Origin of the sequence: Arthrobacter livingstonensis, assembly GCF_003219815.1 — a bacterium.
Taxonomy (GTDB): Bacteria; Actinomycetota; Actinomycetes; order Actinomycetales; family Micrococcaceae; genus Specibacter; species Specibacter livingstonensis.
In genome coordinates, this window is record NZ_QJVD01000020.1 from 56379 (window position 1) to 72650 (window position 16272).

Consider the following 16272-nt stretch of genomic DNA (forward strand, 5'->3'; position numbering starts at 1 on the left):
TGCTGGAGTTGCACTGCCGGACGTTCATTGCCCGCTGGGGCTGCGCGGCAGCCGGATGCAAAAGCAGGCGCCGCCGTCGTCGGAGGTTGCCGGCTCCACCGTGAGCCGCAGTCCCAGCCGCTGCGCCAACCGGGCGGCGATGGAGAGTCCCAGCCCGCTGCCCACCGGCCGCCGGCCGGCATAGCGGCGGAATAGGACGCCCCGTTCAAACGCAACCGCGGCGTCCTGGGCGGTCAGTCCGGGACCGTAGTCCCGCACGTCAACAGCGACGACGTCGGGCCGGCCGGCGGTGGCCTTGCCCGCGCCCAATCCTTCCGCAGGTTCCGGGGAGCCCTGGGAGTATTCCAGCCTGGCCTCGATCACCAGGGGTTTTCCTGGCGGCGTCACCCGCAGCGCATTGCCCACCAGGGCGTCGATGATCTGCCGCAACCGCTGCCCGTCCGTGTCAACAGCAAGGCTTCCGCCGCCTGCCGGCAGGCGGATGTCCAGTTGCACGCCGGCCTGGACGGCAGCACCGTGCCAGGCTTCCCGCACCTGTTCCAGGAGCCCTGCAACATCAACGGGCCCAACCTCCAAGGCGAAATCATCCGCCTCCAGGCGCGCCAGCGCCAACAGATCGCGGACAAACCCGTCCAGCCGTTCGGTTTCGGCGGCCAGGACCTGCCCCACCCGGGCCAGCTCTTCGGGCCGGACAAGCCCGTCCACCATGGCTTCCGCATAGCCCCGCACCGCCGTCAGCGGGGTCCGGATCTCGTGAGAGACGGACAGCAGGAATTCGTGCTGGCGGCCCTCGCTGGCCATCAGGGCCCGATCCAAGGTGTTGACCGCCTCGCCCATCGCCCGCACTTCCGTCATGCCTGACGGGGCCAGCTCAATGGTGCGCTCGCCGGCGGCGATCCGGCGCGCTGCCGCCGCCGTTCGGACCAGAGGCAGCGAGAGCCGCCGGGCCAGCAGGGTGCCCGCCAGGACCGCAATCAGCAGCCCGATGGCGAGGGCCAGAAGCGCACGCTCAAGCACCTGGGCGGATTCAGCATTGACGTCCTTCAGCGATCGGGTCAGCACAATGCCGCCGCCGCGTTGCAGGGTGCGGGCCTCCACGAGCAGCTTCCCTTCGCTGGTGGCCAGTGTCCGGGAGATCTTTTGCCCGGAGAGCACCTGTGCGATTTCGGCCGGCCCCAGAAGGTGGTCCGCGGTTCCCTTGACGGTTCCGGAAGCGGTGATGGTGGAGAGCTTGTAGGTGTCCGGCCCCAGCAGGTAGCGCTCCCGGGCGTCAAGGGCGCGCGAGGCCCCGGGGGCCGCTGCGTAGGCGTCCGCCTGCCGGGCGAGCTGCTGCCGGGCCTGGTCCACGGTGGCCGCTTGGATGAGCGGAAAGGCAACCAGGCCTGTGACCAGCACCGCCAGGACGGCGACGGCGGCCGTCACCAGCGTTATGCCGCCGCCCACTGAGTGAAGCCACGCCGTCGGGCCCGCGTGGAGGTGTTCCGTCATGCGGGCTGGGCGTGCGGGGTCACTACCCTTCATGGCGGCCATCCATGGGCGGAAGGCTGCGGGCGGTGTAGCCGACGCCGCGCAGGGTTTGGATCGGGCTGGCAGCGCCCAGCTTGGACCGGAGTGCGGCGATCTGGACGTCGACGGCCCGCCCGGCGGTGTAGCTCGCCTGCCCCCACACCGCAGAGAGGAGCTGTTCGCGGCTGTAGACGCGGCCGGGAGTGGCCAAAAGATAGGCCAGGACATCGAATTCCCGAGCCGTCAGTTCCACGGGGACGCCCTCCGCGCTAACCGTGCGGTTCTCTGGATCCAGTGCCACGGACCCGACCCGAAGCACCCCGCTGCGCGGGCCTGCCGGGCCGCGGCGGAGCACCGCCTTCACCCGGGAGACCAGCTCACGCGGGGAAAAAGGTTTGCTCATGTAGTCATCTGCGCCCAGCTCCAAACCCAGAATCTTGTCCACTTCCTCGTCCCGGGCTGTGACAAAGATGATGGGGGTCCAGTCATCCCGGGCGCGCAGCCGGCGGCAGAATTCGATCCCGTCAATGCCCGGCAGGCCGACATCGAGCACAATGGCCACCGGCCTCTGGATGCGGATCATCTCAAGGCCTGCCTCACCGGTGTCCTCGGCGTGGACTCCAAAGCCGGCGCGGCGCAAGTAGAGGCGCTGGACGTCAGCGATCGCGCCGTCGTCCTCCACAATCAAGACCAGGCCGCGGGACTGCGGCGGCGTCGGATTGATCGCTTGTTCCATGGTTCCATTGAACTCCCTGCAGACCTGCTTGGGAGGTGCGCCGCGCATTCTTTACCTGGCGCTTACATTCCCCGAACCGGGGGTGCATGCCGGTCCACCAGAGTGGAATGACCACCAACCCGGGTAAACAGGGCGAGGCCCAGCAGTCCCCGGCATCGACAAGGAGCAATCATGAAGAGGGCAATCACGAACAGGGCCATCATGGAAGTCGGGCCAAACACGTCAACGACGGGGGCGGTGTCCGGCAAGCGATGGCGCAAGCGCACTGCGGCCGCAGCCGCCGGCGCGGTGCTCATCGGAGCCGGGATCTTCGGTGCGACCGCGGCTTCCGCGACGGGCACCTTCCCGTCGACAACCGCCAGCCAGTCCGCGGCACCCGCTGCGCAGGCATCCGGCTCCGCGGCACCCGCTGCCCAGGCATCAAAAGCGGCGGGGAAGCATCAAGCCAAGCATCCGGAGGTCCGTCTTCTCCGGAGGGAACTGCGCATCGACATCCAGGCGAAGGCTGGGTTCGGCGACCGGGCCCACATGGTGGCGTACGGCCTCATCCACCACCAGACCGCTTTCGCCAAGCTGCCGGCGCAGCTGAGGACCGAGCTGTCGTCCCTTGAGGCGGCTGCGGCCGGATCACGCGACGCGGATGCGGCCTTGATCAAGACCACCGCGCTCAGCGGTGGCTACGGCGCCGCAATCCAAAAGCAGGCCAAGGCCGTTGCGGCCAAGCTTGCCTCCGCGCCCGCAACCGCTGCGCCCTAACGAAGCGCCCGCAACCGCTGCGCCCTAACGAAGCGCCAGCGGCACGGGGCTGACCGCGCTTCCCGATGATTTGTCCGGTCGCCGCAGTGCCCGAGCTGCCCGGTTGCAGCAGGCGGGGGCATTACGCGCGGGCCACCTGGAAGTGCGCTTCGATCACCGACCTGACGTCGCCGTGGCAGCCGCCGCAGCCGGTGCCGGCCCTCGTCAGGGCCGACACCTCGGCCACCGTCCCACATCCGCCCTCGGCGGCGGCCACAATGGCCTGCCGGTCGACGCCGGCACAGCGGCACACTGTACTTGAGGGATCGTTTGCCGCGGCCAAGGGGATGCCGGCGGAATCCAGGCGAAGCAGGGTGGACCTGTCGGCGGGGAGTTCGGCGCCGCGTTCGAACAGCAGCACGAGTTCAGCGGCCGCCCGCGGCATTCCCACGCTGACAAACCCTTCCAGCACGCCGCCGCGGGTGACCATCTTCACGTACTTTCCGTGCCCCGGGTCCGCCCACACGCTGACGCGGAGCGGCGCCGGGCCGCCGGAACCAGCCTTGCCGCAGGGCTGTTCACCGAGTTCATGGAGTTCATCGAGTGGCTCGTCGAAGGGTCCTGCGGCCACGTTTCCGGCGGCGGCCACGTCAATGCCTCGCGCCTTCAGGAGTATGACCGGCGCCTGCTCTGCGGGCAGCGGCGGCGCCGGATTTCCCGGCCCGGCCAGGAATGCTGCGAGCCACTCCGCCTGGCGCCAGCCGGGGCCGATCAGCCCCAGCGGCCCGTCGCTGTCCCTGCACTCCAGGCAGGCACTGTCCAGGCAGCGGACCTCCGCGCAGTCGCCGATGGCGAACACATTGGGGTCGTGGTGTGCCTGCAGCGAGTGGTCCACGAGGATGCCGCGGCCTGGGCAACCCGGACCCCGCCGCCAGCTCGGTTCGCGGCCGGACCCCGCAGGAGAGGACCAGCAGGTCCCCGGACACGGTGCCGCCGTCGTCCAGTTCCAGCGCCGAAAACCACGGTTCCGTAGCCGCCGCCACTGCGGGCGCCACATCCCCGGGAGGCGCCACATTCCCTGCCCCCGGCACTGCAACCCCGTTGGCCGCCGCCACTGCGGGCACAATGTCCCCCGCTGCCAGCGCAACTTCCCCGAGGGGCGCCGTCCCGTCAAAATGCACCGCCGTGGACCGTGCGTCCGCGGCCACCTTGATCCCGCGGGCGCGCAGGGCGGCGGCCACCACCTTGCCGGCGTCGGCGTCAATGCTGCGGCCCAGTGTGTGGGGGCCGTGGTGGACCACCGTGACGCGGGCGCCTTCGTCGGCCGCGGCCAGTGCAGCCTCCAGGCCAAGGATCCCGCCGCCCAGGATCACCACACGCCGGCCGTCCAGCACGGCGCGGTGCAGTGCGGCAGCATCCTTGAGGTCACGCAGGGTGATGACTCCCTCGGGCAGTCGCACAGGCAGTTTCGGGTCTGGGTTGAGTCCGCGCAGATTGGGCACCACGGGGCGGGCGCCGGTGGCGAAAACGAGCCGGTCGTAATACACAGGCGTTCCGTCGGAGAGGTGCACCAGCCGGCGGGCGCGGTCCACTCGGCGCACGCAGGTGCCCAGGTGAAGCCCGACGCCGGCAGACTCCAGTTCCGCCGGGTCCGCCAGTGTGATGTCATCCACGGTGGTCCGGCCCACGCCAAGGTCGGCCACCAGCACGCGGTTGTAGGCAGGGTTTGGCTCGTCGCCGACCACCGTGAGTGCAACGGCACCGGAAAGGACGGCGGGCAGCAGTTCATCGACAAGCCGGGAGGCAACTGGCCCGTAGCCCACCACCACAATGTGCGGAGTCCCCATCCCACCACGGGGTGTACCCGGGGTTGGCAGGGGAGCGCCCGGGGGGGTCATGGGGTGCCCGTTCCGGTGATCGAAGTGCTGAAACTGCCAGAACCTGCCAAGGCGTCCCCACCGCCTGCATGGACAGGCTGCCCCGGCAGCCAACCGGGGGCAACCGTCACGGAGCTGGTCTTGAACTCCGGCATCCCGGAGACCGGGTCCGTTGCGGAGGAAGTGAGCAGATTGGCGCTTTGCCGGCCAGGATAGTGAAACGGCAGGAACACGGTGTCCAGCCGCATGGCCGTGCTGAATTCGGCCGTGCACCACACCGCGCCGCGGGCGTTCGCCAGGGTGACCGGGCCGCCGTCGCTGATGCCGCGGGCCGCCGCCGCGGCGGGATGGATGAGGAGCCGGGCGTCCGGGCGGGCCGCGGCCAGCGCCGGCACTCGGCGGGTCTGCGCACCGGACTGATAGTGCTCCAGCAGGCGCCCGGTGGCCAGGGCCAGGGTGCTCCCGCCGAACAACGTGTCCCGGTTGCCGGCGCCGTTCCTGCCAACTCCGCCCGGGCCGCTGGTTCCCGCACCCACGCTGCCCGCGCTGCCCGAACCGGCGGCAGCGGAGACGGGCACCAGTCGGGCCCGCCCGTCGTCGTGCGCAAACCGGTTCAGGAACAGCCGCGGCGTCCCCGTGCCACCGGTTGGGTAGGGCCAGTAGGCGGCCGCCCCGGTGTCCAGCAGCGGGTAGTCAATGCCGGAATAGTCGGCCAGTCCGCCGGCGGAAGCCGCCCGCAGCTCGGTGAACACCGTTTCGGGATCGTCGCTGAAGGTGGAGGGCGCACCGAGCCGGCGGGCCAGCTCCGCCATGATCCACAGCTCCGAGCGAGCCCCCGGCGGCGGCGGGACGGCGGCCCGGCGGCGCAGCACCCGCCCCTCCAGGTTGGTGATGGTGCCGTCCTCCTCGGCCCACTGCAGCACGGGCAGCACCACGTGCGCCAAGGCCGCCGTCTCGGACAGGAAAAAGTCGCACACCACCAGGCAGTCCAGGCTCGCGAGCCCGGCCAGAACCTCGGTGGAATCCGGTGCGGACACGGCCGGGTTGGCCCCATGCACCAGGAACGTCCGCACCCCGCCCGGCTTTCCCAGCGACGCCAGAAGCTCGACGGCGGGGAGCCCCGGACCGGGGATCGATGCCTCCCCGACGCCCCAGACCCGGGCGACGTGTGCGCGGGCCACGGGGTCGGTGATCTTGCGGTAGCCGGGGAGCTGGTCCGCCTTTTGGCCGTGTTCGCGCCCGCCCTGGCCGTTGCCCTGCCCGGTCAGGGTCCCGAAGCCGCTGTGGGCGGAGCCGGGAAGCCCGAGCAGCAGGGCCAGGTTGATGGCGGCGGTGGCGGTGTCGGTGCCGTCCACATGCTGTTCCACGCCCCGCCCCGTCAGGATGTAGCCGCCGCCGTTGCGGGCGCCGGCGGCCAGAAGCCGGGTGGTTTCGCGCAGCAGTTCCACGGGAACACCGGTGACGCGGCTGGTGCGCTCGGGCCACCAGGGGGCCACGCTGCGGGCCAGCGCGGCGTAGCCGGTGGTCCTGTCCGCGATGTACGCCTTGTCCGCCAGCCCGTCATGGATGACGATGTGACACAGCCCCAGCAGCAGGGCCAGGTCCGTGGCCGGGACCGGCTGCAGGTGGAGGCCGGCGCCGTCGGCTGTGAAGTCCGCCGTGGCCGTGCGCCGCGGATCCACCACTATGAGACCGCCTGCGGTGCGGGCGCCCTGCAGGTGCTGGACGAACGGCGGCATGGTCTCGGCGACGTTCGATCCCAGCAGCAGGATGGTGTGTGCGGCGTCCAGGTCCGCAACGGGGAACGGCAGCCCGCGGTCCAGGCCAAAGGCGCGGTTGCCGGCTGCGGCCGCCGACGCCATGCAGAACCTGCCGTTGTAGTCGATCCGTGACGTGCCCAGCGCCAGCCGCGCGAATTTGCCCAGCAGGTACGCCTTCTCGTTGGTCAGCCCGCCGCCGCCAAACACGCCGACGGCGTCGGCACCGTGTGTGCCGCGCGTTGCGAGGAGCTGGGCGGCCACCCGCCCAAGGGCCACGTCCCAGCTGGCGGGGCGAAGCACGCCGTCGTCCGCCCGGAGCAGCGGCGTGGTAAGCCGCTCAGGGTGGCCCAGCAGGGCGGCCGAGGTCCACCCCTTCCGGCACAGCCCGCCGCGGTTGGTGGGGAAGCCCCGGCCCGCGATCTCCGGGACGCCGTCAGCAATGGCCGTGACCGTCATGGCGCATTGCAGGGCGCAGTAGGGGCAGTGGGTGGCCGTCCCCATTAGACGCCGTCCAGGGTTGCGGCGGAGGACCGGCGCAGGTAGACAAACCAGGTCACGGCCATCAGCAGCAGGTACCCGGCCACGAACCCGCTAAAGGCGCCAACGTAGCTGCCGGTGGCCAGGCGCGAGGCGTTGAGGAACTGGGGGACCAGGAAGCCGCCATAGGCGCCCAGCGCGGAAATCAGGCCGAGCGCCGCCGAGGCCCGGCGGGCCGAGCTGACCGCGCCCTGGCTGCGGGAGCGCAGGGCAAAGACCATCGGGATCATGCGGTAGGTGGAGCCGTTGCCGGCGCCGGCGGCCGCAAACAGGACCAGGAACAGGCCGATGAACAACGGGAAGCTGCCCAGCGGCAGCGTGAGCACCTGCGCCAGGGCGGCCAGTGCCAGGACCGCGAAGCAGGCGACCGTGACGCGGGCACCTCCCCAGCGGTCGGCCAGCCTGCCGCCGTAGGGCCGGGCCAGTGAACCGACCAGCGCACCCAGGAACGCCAGCGAGATGGTGGCCGTGCCGAGCGTGAACCCCACGTGCGGGCCGAAGGTGTCCACGATCAGCTTGGGGAACACGGCGGAGAAGCCGATGAAGGAACCAAAGGTGCCCACGTACAGCAGCGCCAGCACCCACAGATGGGGTTCCCGGAGACAGGCCAGCGAACCGGCGACGTCCGACTTCGCGCTGGAGAGGTTGTCCATGTACTTCCAGGCGCCCCATGCCGCCACCAGGATCAGCGGCACCCACACGAGCCCGGCCATCGGCAGGTTCAGCGTTCCCGCAGCAAGAACGGTGACGGCCACCGGGACCATGAGCTGCGCGACGGCGGCGCCCAGGTTTCCGCCGGCGGCGTTCAGTCCCAGCGCCCAGCCCTTTTCCCGGGCCGGGAAAAAGTAGGTGATGTTGGCCATGGAACTGGCGAAGTTTCCCCCGCCCAGCCCCGCAAGGGCGGCAACGGCCAGCATGGCACCGAACGGGGTGGCAGGGTTGGCCACGCACACGGCCAGTCCCACGGTGGGGATCAGGAGCAGAAGGGCGGAAACGATGGTCCAGTTGCGTCCGCCAAAGCGGGCCACCATGAAGGTGTAGGGAATGCGGAGCGTGGCGCCCACCAGTGACGGCACGGAAATCAGCCAGAAGAGTTCAGAGGAGCTGAAGCCGAAGCCGGCGGCGGGCAGGAACACCACCACGATCGACCACAGCTGCCAGACCACGAAGCCGAGAAACTCGCAGGCGATGGACCAGCCCAGGTTTCTTTTCGCGACGGCCCGGCCACCGGACTCCCACTGCTGCTGGTCCTCGGCGTCCCAACCGCGGATCCACCGGCCACTGGCCGGCGCCTGCTGCCCCGCCGCGTTGGCCAGCCCTGTTGTTGCGTCGCTGTTCACTTCTGACCTCCAGCGTAGAAAGAAAGTTGATGCACCCAACGTTAGGAAACGGCCGTTTCCGGGACGGTCACCGGGTGTGAACTCCCTGTGACATTTCCCTAACCTGCCGGCGGGGTGGCGGTGAGGGTCGCCCGCGCGTCAACTGGTGTCCATATGATGAGATCGATTGTCCATTGCGTGGACGCGGTTGGGTAGGATCGATGGACAAGGGCGTGGGCGGGCAACCTTGTGCCGGCCTGCAATGCCCGCACAGGATCCATCTGAAAGACACCCCTTATGAGCATCCCCAACACCACGGCGGCCCTCGAGGTCCCCAAGGCCAACTCCCGCGGGCGCGTGATTGTGGCCAGCCTGATCGGCACCACCATCGAGTTTTACGACTTTTACGTATATGCCACCGCTGCCGTATTGGTCTTTCCTGCGCTGTTCTTCCCCAATGCCGACCCCACCACGCAGCTGCTGAGCTCGTTCGCCATCTTCGGGGTGGCCTTCGTTGCCCGCCCGCTGGGATCCATTTTGTTTGGCCACTTTGGGGACAAGGTGGGGCGCAAGGGCACCCTGGTGGCATCACTTTTGACCATGGGCATTGCCACGTTCCTGATCGGCTGCCTGCCCACCGCGCTGGTGCCGGGCTGGGTGTTCTGGGCCCCCGCACTGCTGGTGGTCATGCGGTTCACGCAGGGCCTGGCCCTGGGCGGGGAGTGGAGCGGCGCCGCGCTGCTGGCAACCGAAAATGCCCCGGCAGGCAAGCGCGCCATCTGGGGCACGTTCCCCCAGATGGGCGCGCCCATCGGCTTTATCCTTGCCAACGGCGTCTTCCTGATCCTGAGCTTCACGTTGACCACCGCGCAGTTCGCCGCCTGGGGCTGGCGCCTGCCGTTCCTGCTCAGCGCCGTCATGGTCATCATCGGCCTGTGGGTCCGCCTGAAACTGGTGGAGACCCCGGCCTTCCAAAAGGTGATCGACCAGGGCGAGGTGTCCAAGCTCCCCGTGAGCCGGGTCTTTAAGACCAGCTGGCGCCAGTTGATCCTTGGCACCTTCGTCATGCTGGCCACCTATGTGGTCTTCTACCTGATGACGACCTTCACGCTTTCCTACGGCACCGCACCGGCCACGCTGGAAGCCGCCAAGGCCAAGGCTGCGGCCGCCGGGAAGACGATGACCCAAGATGCCATCAACAGCTTTGTGGCCGGCCTGGGCTACACCCGCAACGAGTTCCTGATCATGCTCATCGTCGGCGTGGTGTTCTTCGGCATCTTCACGTTGGTCTCCGGGCCGCTGGCCGAAAAATACGGTCGCCGGAAGATGCTGCTGGGCGTCACCGCGGCCATCATCGTCTTCGGCTTCACGTTTGTGCCGCTGTTCGGCGCGGGCACCGTCGGTGTCATGGCCCTGCTGATCATTGGCTTCACGCTGATGGGCCTCACCTTTGGGCCGATGGGCGCGCTGCTGCCGGAGCTGTTCCCGACCAACGTCCGCTACACGGGCTCCGCCGTCAGCTACAACCTGGCCAGCGTGCTCGGCGCGGCGGTGGCGCCGTTTGTTGCCGTGGCACTGTGGCAGGCGGCCGGTGGCAGCACCGTCCTGGTGGGCCTGTACCTCTCGGCCATGGGCGTGCTGACCCTGATCGCGCTGCTGGTCATGAAGGAAACCCGCGATCTGGAGTACGTCTCCAACGTCAGCTGAGCCCTGACGATCTGTGTTGCAGTAGTTGGACGCGGAAAACGCTTTCAGCCGTTTTTTGGTCCAACTACTGCAACATAGATGAGGATGTCAGTCTTCGATGGTGGCCAGCACGGCGCCGGCCGAGACGGTGTCACCGGCGGACGCGCTCAGGCCAGTGACGGTGCCGGCGCGGTGCGCGGTGAGTGGCTGCTCCATCTTCATGGCCTCCAGGACCACAATCAGGTCCCCCTCGGCCACGGCGTCGCCGTCGGCCACGGCCACCTTCACGATGGTGCCCTGCATGGGCGATGTCAGGGCATTGCCGTTTGCCGCGGCGGGACCTGAGCTGCGGTTGCGCCCGGACTTCTTGGCCTTCTTGGCCGCGGCGCCTGCGGAACCATTGCCTGCTGAGAACGACGCCGGGAGCGTCACCTCAAGCCGTTTGCCGCCCACCTCGACGGTCACGCTTTGGCGGGTGCCGGCGTCGTCCGCGCCAAGCGCAGCGGCCGACAGGTCAAAGGCTGCGATGGTGTTGTTGAACTCAGTCTCGATCCAGCGGGTGTGAATGGTGAACGGGGCGCCGCCGGCGGGTGCGAAGGCGGGGTCCGCAACGACGGCTCGGTCGAACGGCAGGACGGTGGGGATGCCGCTGATTTCCATCTCGGCCAGGGCGCGGCCGGCCCGCTGGAGGGCCTGTTCGCGGGTGGCGCCGGTAACTATGAGTTTGGCCAGCATGGAGTCGAAGTTGCCGCTGATCACCTCGCCCTCGGTGATGCCGGAGTCGATGCGGATGCCGGGGCCGGTGGGCAGCTTCATGGATGTCACGGTGCCCGGTGCCGGCATGAAGCCGCGGCCCGGATCCTCGCCGTTGATGCGGAATTCAAAGGAGTGGCCGCGGACTTCGGGGTCGCCGTAGCCGATTTCCTCGCCGCGGGCGATGCGGAACTGCTCGCGGACCAGGTCGATCCCGGTGACTTCCTCGGAGATGGTGTGCTCCACCTGCAGGCGCGTGTTGACCTCGAGGAAGGAGATGGTGCCGTCGGTGCCGACCAGGAATTCGCAGGTGCCGGCGCCAACGTATTTGGCTTCCTTCAGGATGGCCTTTGAGGATTCGTAGAGCCGCGTGATTTGTTCGGAACTGAGGAATGGCGCGGGGGCCTCCTCCACGAGCTTTTGGTTGCGGCGCTGCAGCGAGCAGTCGCGCGTGGAAACGACGACGACGTTGCCGGCCGCGTCCGCCAGGCACTGGGTTTCGACGTGGCGGGGGGAGTCGAGGAAGCGCTCCACGAAGCACTCGCCGCGCCCGAACGCCGCCACTGCCTCGCGCACGGCGGATTCGTACAGTTCGGGGATTTCCGCACGGTCGCGGACCACCTTGATGCCGCGCCCGCCGCCGCCGAAGGCCGCCTTGATGGCCAGCGGCAGGCCGAACTCGTCGGCAAAGTCGAGGACTTCCTGCGTGGATTCCACCGGGTTCCTGGTGCCGGGGACCAGGGGTGCGCCCACCTTTTCGGCGATGTGGCGGGCCTTGACCTTGTCACCCAGCGCGTCGATGGCGGCGGGGGACGGTCCGATCCACGTCAGGCCGGCGTCAATGACCTTTTGGGCAAACTCGGCATTTTCCGCCAGGAAGCCGTAGCCGGGATGGACTGCGTCGGCGCCCGAGGCCCTGGCCGCGTCCAGGATCTTGTCCATGACAAGGTAGGACTCCGCCGCGGTGGTGCCGCCGAGGGCAAAGGCCTCGTCGGCCATGCGTACGTGCAGGGCCTCACGGTCGGGCTCGGCGTACACAGCCACGGAGGCAATGCCCTCGTCGCGGGCCGCCCGGATGATGCGGACGGCAATTTCGCCGCGGTTGGCGATCAGGACTTTGCTGAGCAGGCTTGCGCCGGCTGGCTGTGAGTTGGTCACACGGAACTCCTTCTATTCTCCGCATGAGCCTAGCGTGATTGTGAGGGTTAGGCCCACGCATCATGCCGTTTCGGCGTGTGCAGCCGCGATGTTTTGTGGGGTTCCTACAAAATGACCGGTTTGCGCATACGCGGAACGCCGGCCGGGCAGTGCGCGGTGTGGTTCGCGGGCAGATGTCACCGCCGGTCCTGCGCACGGTTGGCACCGAAGGGTGCGCCACTTGGCAAGTGGCGCACCCGCGGCAACCAACCGTGCGCAGCTTCAAAGTGCTAGACCCACAGCTCCGTGATGGACACGCCTGCCTGGCCCAAAAGCCGGCGCAGCGTGGAGATGGACAGCCCCACCACGGTGTGCGGGTCGCCTTCAATGCCGGAAATGAACGCCCCGGCCAGCCCGTCAATCGTGAACGCGCCAGCCACCAGCAGCGGCTCGCCCGTGGCCACGTAGGCATCGATCTCCGCATCCGACACCTCCTCAAACCGGACCACCGCGCTGGTGACCTCCCCGCGCGCAAAGGGCGTGGCGGCGTCGTGCCTGGAATGGAGGGTGGAAATAAGCCAATGGCCGGTGTGCAGGATGCCGGACCTGCCGCGCATCTGACGCCAGCGATCGCGCGCCACCTCGGGTTCCCAGGGCTTGCCGTAGGGGAATCCATCAAATTCGAAGACGGAGTCGCAGCCCAGCACCAGGGCTCCATCGGCCGGGTCCCCGTCTGACAGGCCCCCGGTGATCCCGGCGGCGACGGATTCCGCCTTCGCACGTGCCAGCAGCAGCGCGGTTTCGGCCGGAGCCAAGGGCCCGGCGGAAGCCGTGGCGGCGTCCTCGTCGACGTCGGAAACCACTATGCGGTGGACAATGCCGGCGTCGCGCAGGAGCTTGGTGCGGGCGGGGGAGGCGGAGGCCAAAATGAGGGGAGAGGTCATGGCTCCAGCCTAGATGGCGTGGCGCGTCGTACGGTTTGACTGAAAACGGTGAACGGTGGTTCACTAGATGAGTGAACGCGCGTTCACCAGTCCCCAAACCCTGCGAAGGAAATCCGTGCCGTCCCATTTGGCCGTCCGTGAGACCGCCCGCGCCGACAGAAAGCCTGCCGCCCCCAAACGCACCTCGCTGGTGATCACCATCCTGTGCCTGGCCGGAACGGTGGTGGCGCTGCAGCAAACCATGGTGGTGCCGCTGCTGCCGGACTTTCCCAAGATCCTGGGCACCTCCGCGGACAACGCCTCCTGGCTGGTGACAATTACCCTGCTCACCAGCGCCATCGCCACACCGATCATTTCCCGGCTGGCGGACATGTTCGGCAAGCGGCGGATGATGGTCGTTGCGATGGTCACCATGGTCATCGGCTCGGTCATCGCCGCGGCGGGCGGGACCTTCCTCATGCTGTTGATCGGCCGCGCATTCCAGGGACTGGCCGCCTCACTCATCCCGGTCGGCATCAGCATCATGCGCGACGAGCTTCCCCGCGAAAAGGTCGCCTCCGCCGTGGCACTGATGAGCGCCACCCTCGGCATTGGCAGCGCGCTGGGGCTGCCGCTTGCCGGGGTGATCTACCAATCCCTGGGCTGGCAGGCAATCTTCTGGATTTCCGCCATCATCGGGGTGCTGCTCATCATTGCCGTGGTGGCCATAGTGCCCGAATCCGCCGTGCGCACCAGGGGGAAGTTCGACGCCGTTGGTGCCGTGTTGCTGACAGCGGCCCTGACCTCGCTGTTGCTGGCCATTTCCAAGGGCGGCGAATGGGGCTGGACCAGCGAACCGATCATCCTGCTGTTCATTGGCACCGTGGTGTTCCTGTCCGTGTGGTTCCCCTATGAGCTGAGGGTCAGCCAGCCGATGGTGGACCTGCGCACCTCCGCCCGCAAACCGGTGCTGCTGACCAACATTGCCTCCATCCTGGTGGGCTTCTCGATGTACGCCAACATGCTCACCACCACCCAGCAGCTCCAGCTGCCCAACGTTGGCGGCTACGGTTTTGGCCTCAGCGTGGTGGTGGCCGGGCTGTGCATGATTCCTTCCGGCCTGGCCATGGTGGCGCTTGCCCCGGTCTCTGCCGCGGTCACCAAGAGGTACGGGGCCAAGATCACCTTGATTGTCGGATCCCTGGTCCTGGCCGTGTCCTATGTGGCGCGCGTCTTCCTCACAGGGGAAGTGTGGATGGTGATCCTGGGGGCAACGGTGGTCAGCATGGGCACCGCAATCGCCTATGCCGCCATGCCGACACTGATCATGCGCTCGGTGCCGATCACGGAGACGGCATCGGCCAACGGCCTGAACTCGCTGCTGCGCGCCGTCGGCACCTCGACCATGTCCGCCGTCGTCGGTGCAGTCCTGACATCGGCGGTGGTCCACGTCGGACCCCTGGCACTGCCCACCGAAAACGCCTTCAAGGAAGTCTTCTGGTACGCGGCCATCGCGGCCCTGCTGTCCATCGGCGTCGTCGTTTTCATCCCGCGGATCCAGGTTGCCCCGGGAATTTCGGGCGGTGCCACCAGCGGCGTGTACGACGGCGGTGCCCCGACGGGTGCCGCGCGTGCGGCCGGCGCGGCCGGAATCCCAGCCGCAGTCTTCCCGTCTGCTGCCGAAGCGGGCGGCCTGTCGGCACCGGGGACCGAAGACGAGATCGTGGTGAGCGGAACCGTGGTGGGTGCCGGGCTCAAACCGATTCGACAGGCCGTGGTCAACGCCCTTCACACCAACGGGGAGCCGGCGGACTGGAGCCGGGCGGACAACAACGGCCGCTACTCCCTGGTTCTGCCGGAATCGGGCCGCTACCTGGTCATTTCCAGCGCCGACGGCTGGGCCCCCAGCTCGCAGGTCCTGGACTTTGTCGACTCCTCGAGCACGCAGCACCTCCAGCTCTCCCTCAGGCTGACGCTTTCGGGCACGGTAGCCGAGGCCGGCCGGGCCCTGGAGCATGCCCTGGTGACGCTGACCAAGACCACAGGGGAATTTGTGATGTCCACGTTTAGCGACGGCTCGGGCCGGTACGAGGTGCCGCTGCCAACGGCGGGGCGTTACATCCTCACCGGCCTGGACCCGGAGGGCCTTGCCAGTGAATCCCTGCAGGTGGTCCTGGCCTCACGTTCAGCCGTCGTCGACCTCGAGCTGGGCGGCCGTCCTGAATTGGCCATGGCGGCGGATGCGCAGGTGCTTGCCTGATGGGCCGGCCCAGTACGCGCGAGGCCATCATCGAGGCGGCGCGGCTGCTCTTTGGTGAGCGCGGCTACTCGGCGGTGACTGTCAAGGACGTCGCTGTACTGGCCGGCTATTCCCCGGCCATGGTGATGAAAGTGATGGGCACCAAGGCCAAGCTATATGTCGCTGCGGTGCCGGATGTGCCCCACTCCGACGTGCTGGCCGGGGACGGGGAACCAGTGGGGTTCGCCCTGGTGCGCAGAATTTTGCATCGGCGGCGCGAGGGGGAATCGGAGCCGTGGTCCATGGTGGCCCTGCTCGTCCGGGACTCGCCGGACCATGGAGCCGCCCAGGCCGAGCTGCGGGATCGCTACGTGAACTGGATAGCCGGCCAGATCGGGGACACCTCGCCAGCCAGGCAAAAATCCCAGCTAGTGGTGTGCGTTGTCATGGGGCTGGGAGCCGGGATACGGGTGCTGGGACTGTTGGAACGCGATGAGATGAACGATGCAGATCTCATCCGGCAGTATGGTGCACTGGTTCAAAGCGTCATCGACGACCCCGCCCTACGGTAGCCTCAACCGCCAGCGGGCGTGAAGCCTTCCACCAGGCGGGAGCGGATCAAAAAGCGTTTGCCCTCAGGCGCCTCGACTGAAAACCCGCTGCCGCGCCCGGCCACCACGTCCACGGTCAGGTGCGTGTGCGACCAGTAGTTGAACTGTTCCCTGGACATCCAAAACTCCAGGGGCCCGCATTCGGGCAGTTCAAAGAGCCCCAGCATCACGTCGGCTTCGGCGGTGATGAACTCGCCCGCCGGATAGCACATGGGGGAGGATCCGTCGCAGCAGCCGCCCGACTGGTGGAACATCAGGGGGCCGTGTTGGACCCACAATTTTTGCAGCAGTTCAACGGCAGTTGCGCTCAACGCCACCCGGGACTGTGTTTCGCCCGGGATGGTGATTGCGGCGTCCACGACGCCTGCGATGGTGGCCATTGAACTGCTCCTAAAAGTTGGTGGGACGTGGTGCTGGCTGATGCCAAAGTACGACGGCGGGAGGCCGCCCCCG

At 68.2% G+C, this 16272-nt stretch carries 11 protein-coding genes and 1 pseudogene; 4 read left to right on the forward strand and 8 right to left on the reverse strand.

The window, feature by feature from the left end:
- Positions 1-24 precede the first annotated feature (24 nt).
- The gene (locus CVV68_RS16625) at positions 25-1521 is read right to left on the reverse strand and encodes a sensor histidine kinase (RefSeq protein ID WP_170133216.1); all 1497 of its coding nucleotides are present in this window, start codon (positions 1519-1521) and stop codon (positions 25-27) included.
- Positions 1511-2242: a response regulator transcription factor gene (locus tag CVV68_RS16630; RefSeq protein ID WP_110502125.1), complete on the reverse strand. Its 732-nt coding sequence runs from the start codon at positions 2240-2242 to the stop codon at positions 1511-1513. The genes CVV68_RS16625 and CVV68_RS16630 overlap by 11 nt, the downstream gene beginning before the upstream one ends.
- A 171-nt stretch (positions 2243-2413) precedes the next feature.
- On the opposite strand from CVV68_RS16630, the gene CVV68_RS16635 reads away from it, so the two are divergent.
- The gene (locus CVV68_RS16635) at positions 2414-2998 is read left to right on the forward strand and encodes a hypothetical protein (RefSeq protein WP_110502126.1); all 585 of its coding nucleotides are present in this window, start codon (positions 2414-2416) and stop codon (positions 2996-2998) included.
- 121 nt (positions 2999-3119) lie between these two features.
- Here CVV68_RS16635 and CVV68_RS24655 read toward each other — a convergent pair.
- The 3 genes and pseudogenes from CVV68_RS24655 to CVV68_RS16650 form a co-directional block, all read right to left on the reverse strand.
- Positions 3120-4824: pseudogene (locus tag CVV68_RS24655) on the reverse strand (FAD-dependent oxidoreductase).
- Between the two features lie 47 nt (positions 4825-4871).
- Complete coding sequence (locus CVV68_RS16645) at positions 4872-7115, reverse strand: molybdopterin oxidoreductase family protein (protein WP_110502127.1); 2244 nt, start codon at positions 7113-7115, stop codon at positions 4872-4874.
- Positions 7115-8491, reverse strand: a complete 1377-nt coding sequence (locus CVV68_RS16650; protein WP_110502128.1) for an MFS transporter — start codon at positions 8489-8491, stop codon at positions 7115-7117. Before CVV68_RS16650 ends, CVV68_RS16645 begins: the two co-directional genes overlap by 1 nt.
- A 276-nt stretch (positions 8492-8767) precedes the next feature.
- On the opposite strand from CVV68_RS16650, the gene CVV68_RS16655 reads away from it, so the two are divergent.
- On the forward strand, positions 8768-10177 hold the full coding sequence (locus tag CVV68_RS16655) for an MFS transporter (RefSeq protein WP_110502129.1): 1410 nt from the start codon (positions 8768-8770) through the stop codon (positions 10175-10177).
- A gap of 87 nt (positions 10178-10264) precedes the next feature.
- On the opposite strand, the gene CVV68_RS16660 is transcribed toward CVV68_RS16655, so the two are convergent.
- Positions 10265-12067, reverse strand: coding sequence for an acetyl/propionyl/methylcrotonyl-CoA carboxylase subunit alpha (locus CVV68_RS16660; RefSeq protein ID WP_110502130.1), 1803 nt, complete (start codon positions 12065-12067; stop codon positions 10265-10267).
- A gap of 269 nt (positions 12068-12336) precedes the next feature.
- A complete protein-coding gene (locus CVV68_RS16665) occupies positions 12337-12990 on the reverse strand; it encodes a Maf family protein (protein WP_110502131.1) in 654 nt (217 codons plus the stop codon).
- A 115-nt stretch (positions 12991-13105) separates the two neighbouring features.
- Here CVV68_RS16665 and CVV68_RS16670 point away from each other — a divergent pair, with 115 nt between their 5' ends.
- Both CVV68_RS16670 and CVV68_RS16675 read left to right on the forward strand, forming a co-directional pair.
- Complete coding sequence (locus tag CVV68_RS16670) at positions 13106-15229, forward strand: MFS transporter (RefSeq protein ID WP_245933598.1); 2124 nt, start codon at positions 13106-13108, stop codon at positions 15227-15229.
- Positions 15229-15780 carry a TetR/AcrR family transcriptional regulator gene (locus tag CVV68_RS16675; protein ID WP_110502133.1) on the forward strand — a complete coding sequence of 184 codons (552 nt, stop codon included), beginning with the start codon at positions 15229-15231 and terminating at the stop codon, positions 15778-15780. Before CVV68_RS16670 ends, CVV68_RS16675 begins: the two co-directional genes overlap by 1 nt.
- A 2-nt stretch (positions 15781-15782) precedes the next feature.
- Here the strand turns inward: CVV68_RS16675 and CVV68_RS16680 are convergent, their stop codons facing one another.
- Entirely contained in the window at positions 15783-16199 is a 417-nt protein-coding gene (locus tag CVV68_RS16680) for a DUF779 domain-containing protein (RefSeq protein ID WP_110502134.1), read from the reverse strand.
- Positions 16200-16272 lie beyond the last annotated feature (73 nt).

Bases quoted from the DNA above. Each gene is read 5' to 3' on its own strand.
- CVV68_RS16625 (WP_170133216.1), bottom strand. From the start codon at position 1,521: ATGAAGGGTAGTGACCCCGCACGCCCAGCCCGCATGACGGAACACCTC.
- CVV68_RS16630 (WP_110502125.1), bottom strand. From the start codon at position 2,242: ATGGAACAAGCGATCAATCCGACGCCGCCGCAGTCCCGCGGCCTGGTC.
- CVV68_RS16635 (WP_110502126.1), top strand. From the start codon at position 2,414: ATGAAGAGGGCAATCACGAACAGGGCCATCATGGAAGTCGGGCCAAAC.
- CVV68_RS16645 (WP_110502127.1), bottom strand. From the start codon at position 7,115: ATGGGGACGGCCACCCACTGCCCCTACTGCGCCCTGCAATGCGCCATG.
- CVV68_RS16655 (WP_110502129.1), top strand. From the start codon at position 8,768: ATGAGCATCCCCAACACCACGGCGGCCCTCGAGGTCCCCAAGGCCAAC.
- CVV68_RS16665 (WP_110502131.1), bottom strand. From the start codon at position 12,990: ATGACCTCTCCCCTCATTTTGGCCTCCGCCTCCCCCGCCCGCACCAAG.
- CVV68_RS16675 (WP_110502133.1), top strand. From the start codon at position 15,229: ATGGGCCGGCCCAGTACGCGCGAGGCCATCATCGAGGCGGCGCGGCTG.
- CVV68_RS16680 (WP_110502134.1), bottom strand. From the start codon at position 16,199: ATGGCCACCATCGCAGGCGTCGTGGACGCCGCAATCACCATCCCGGGC.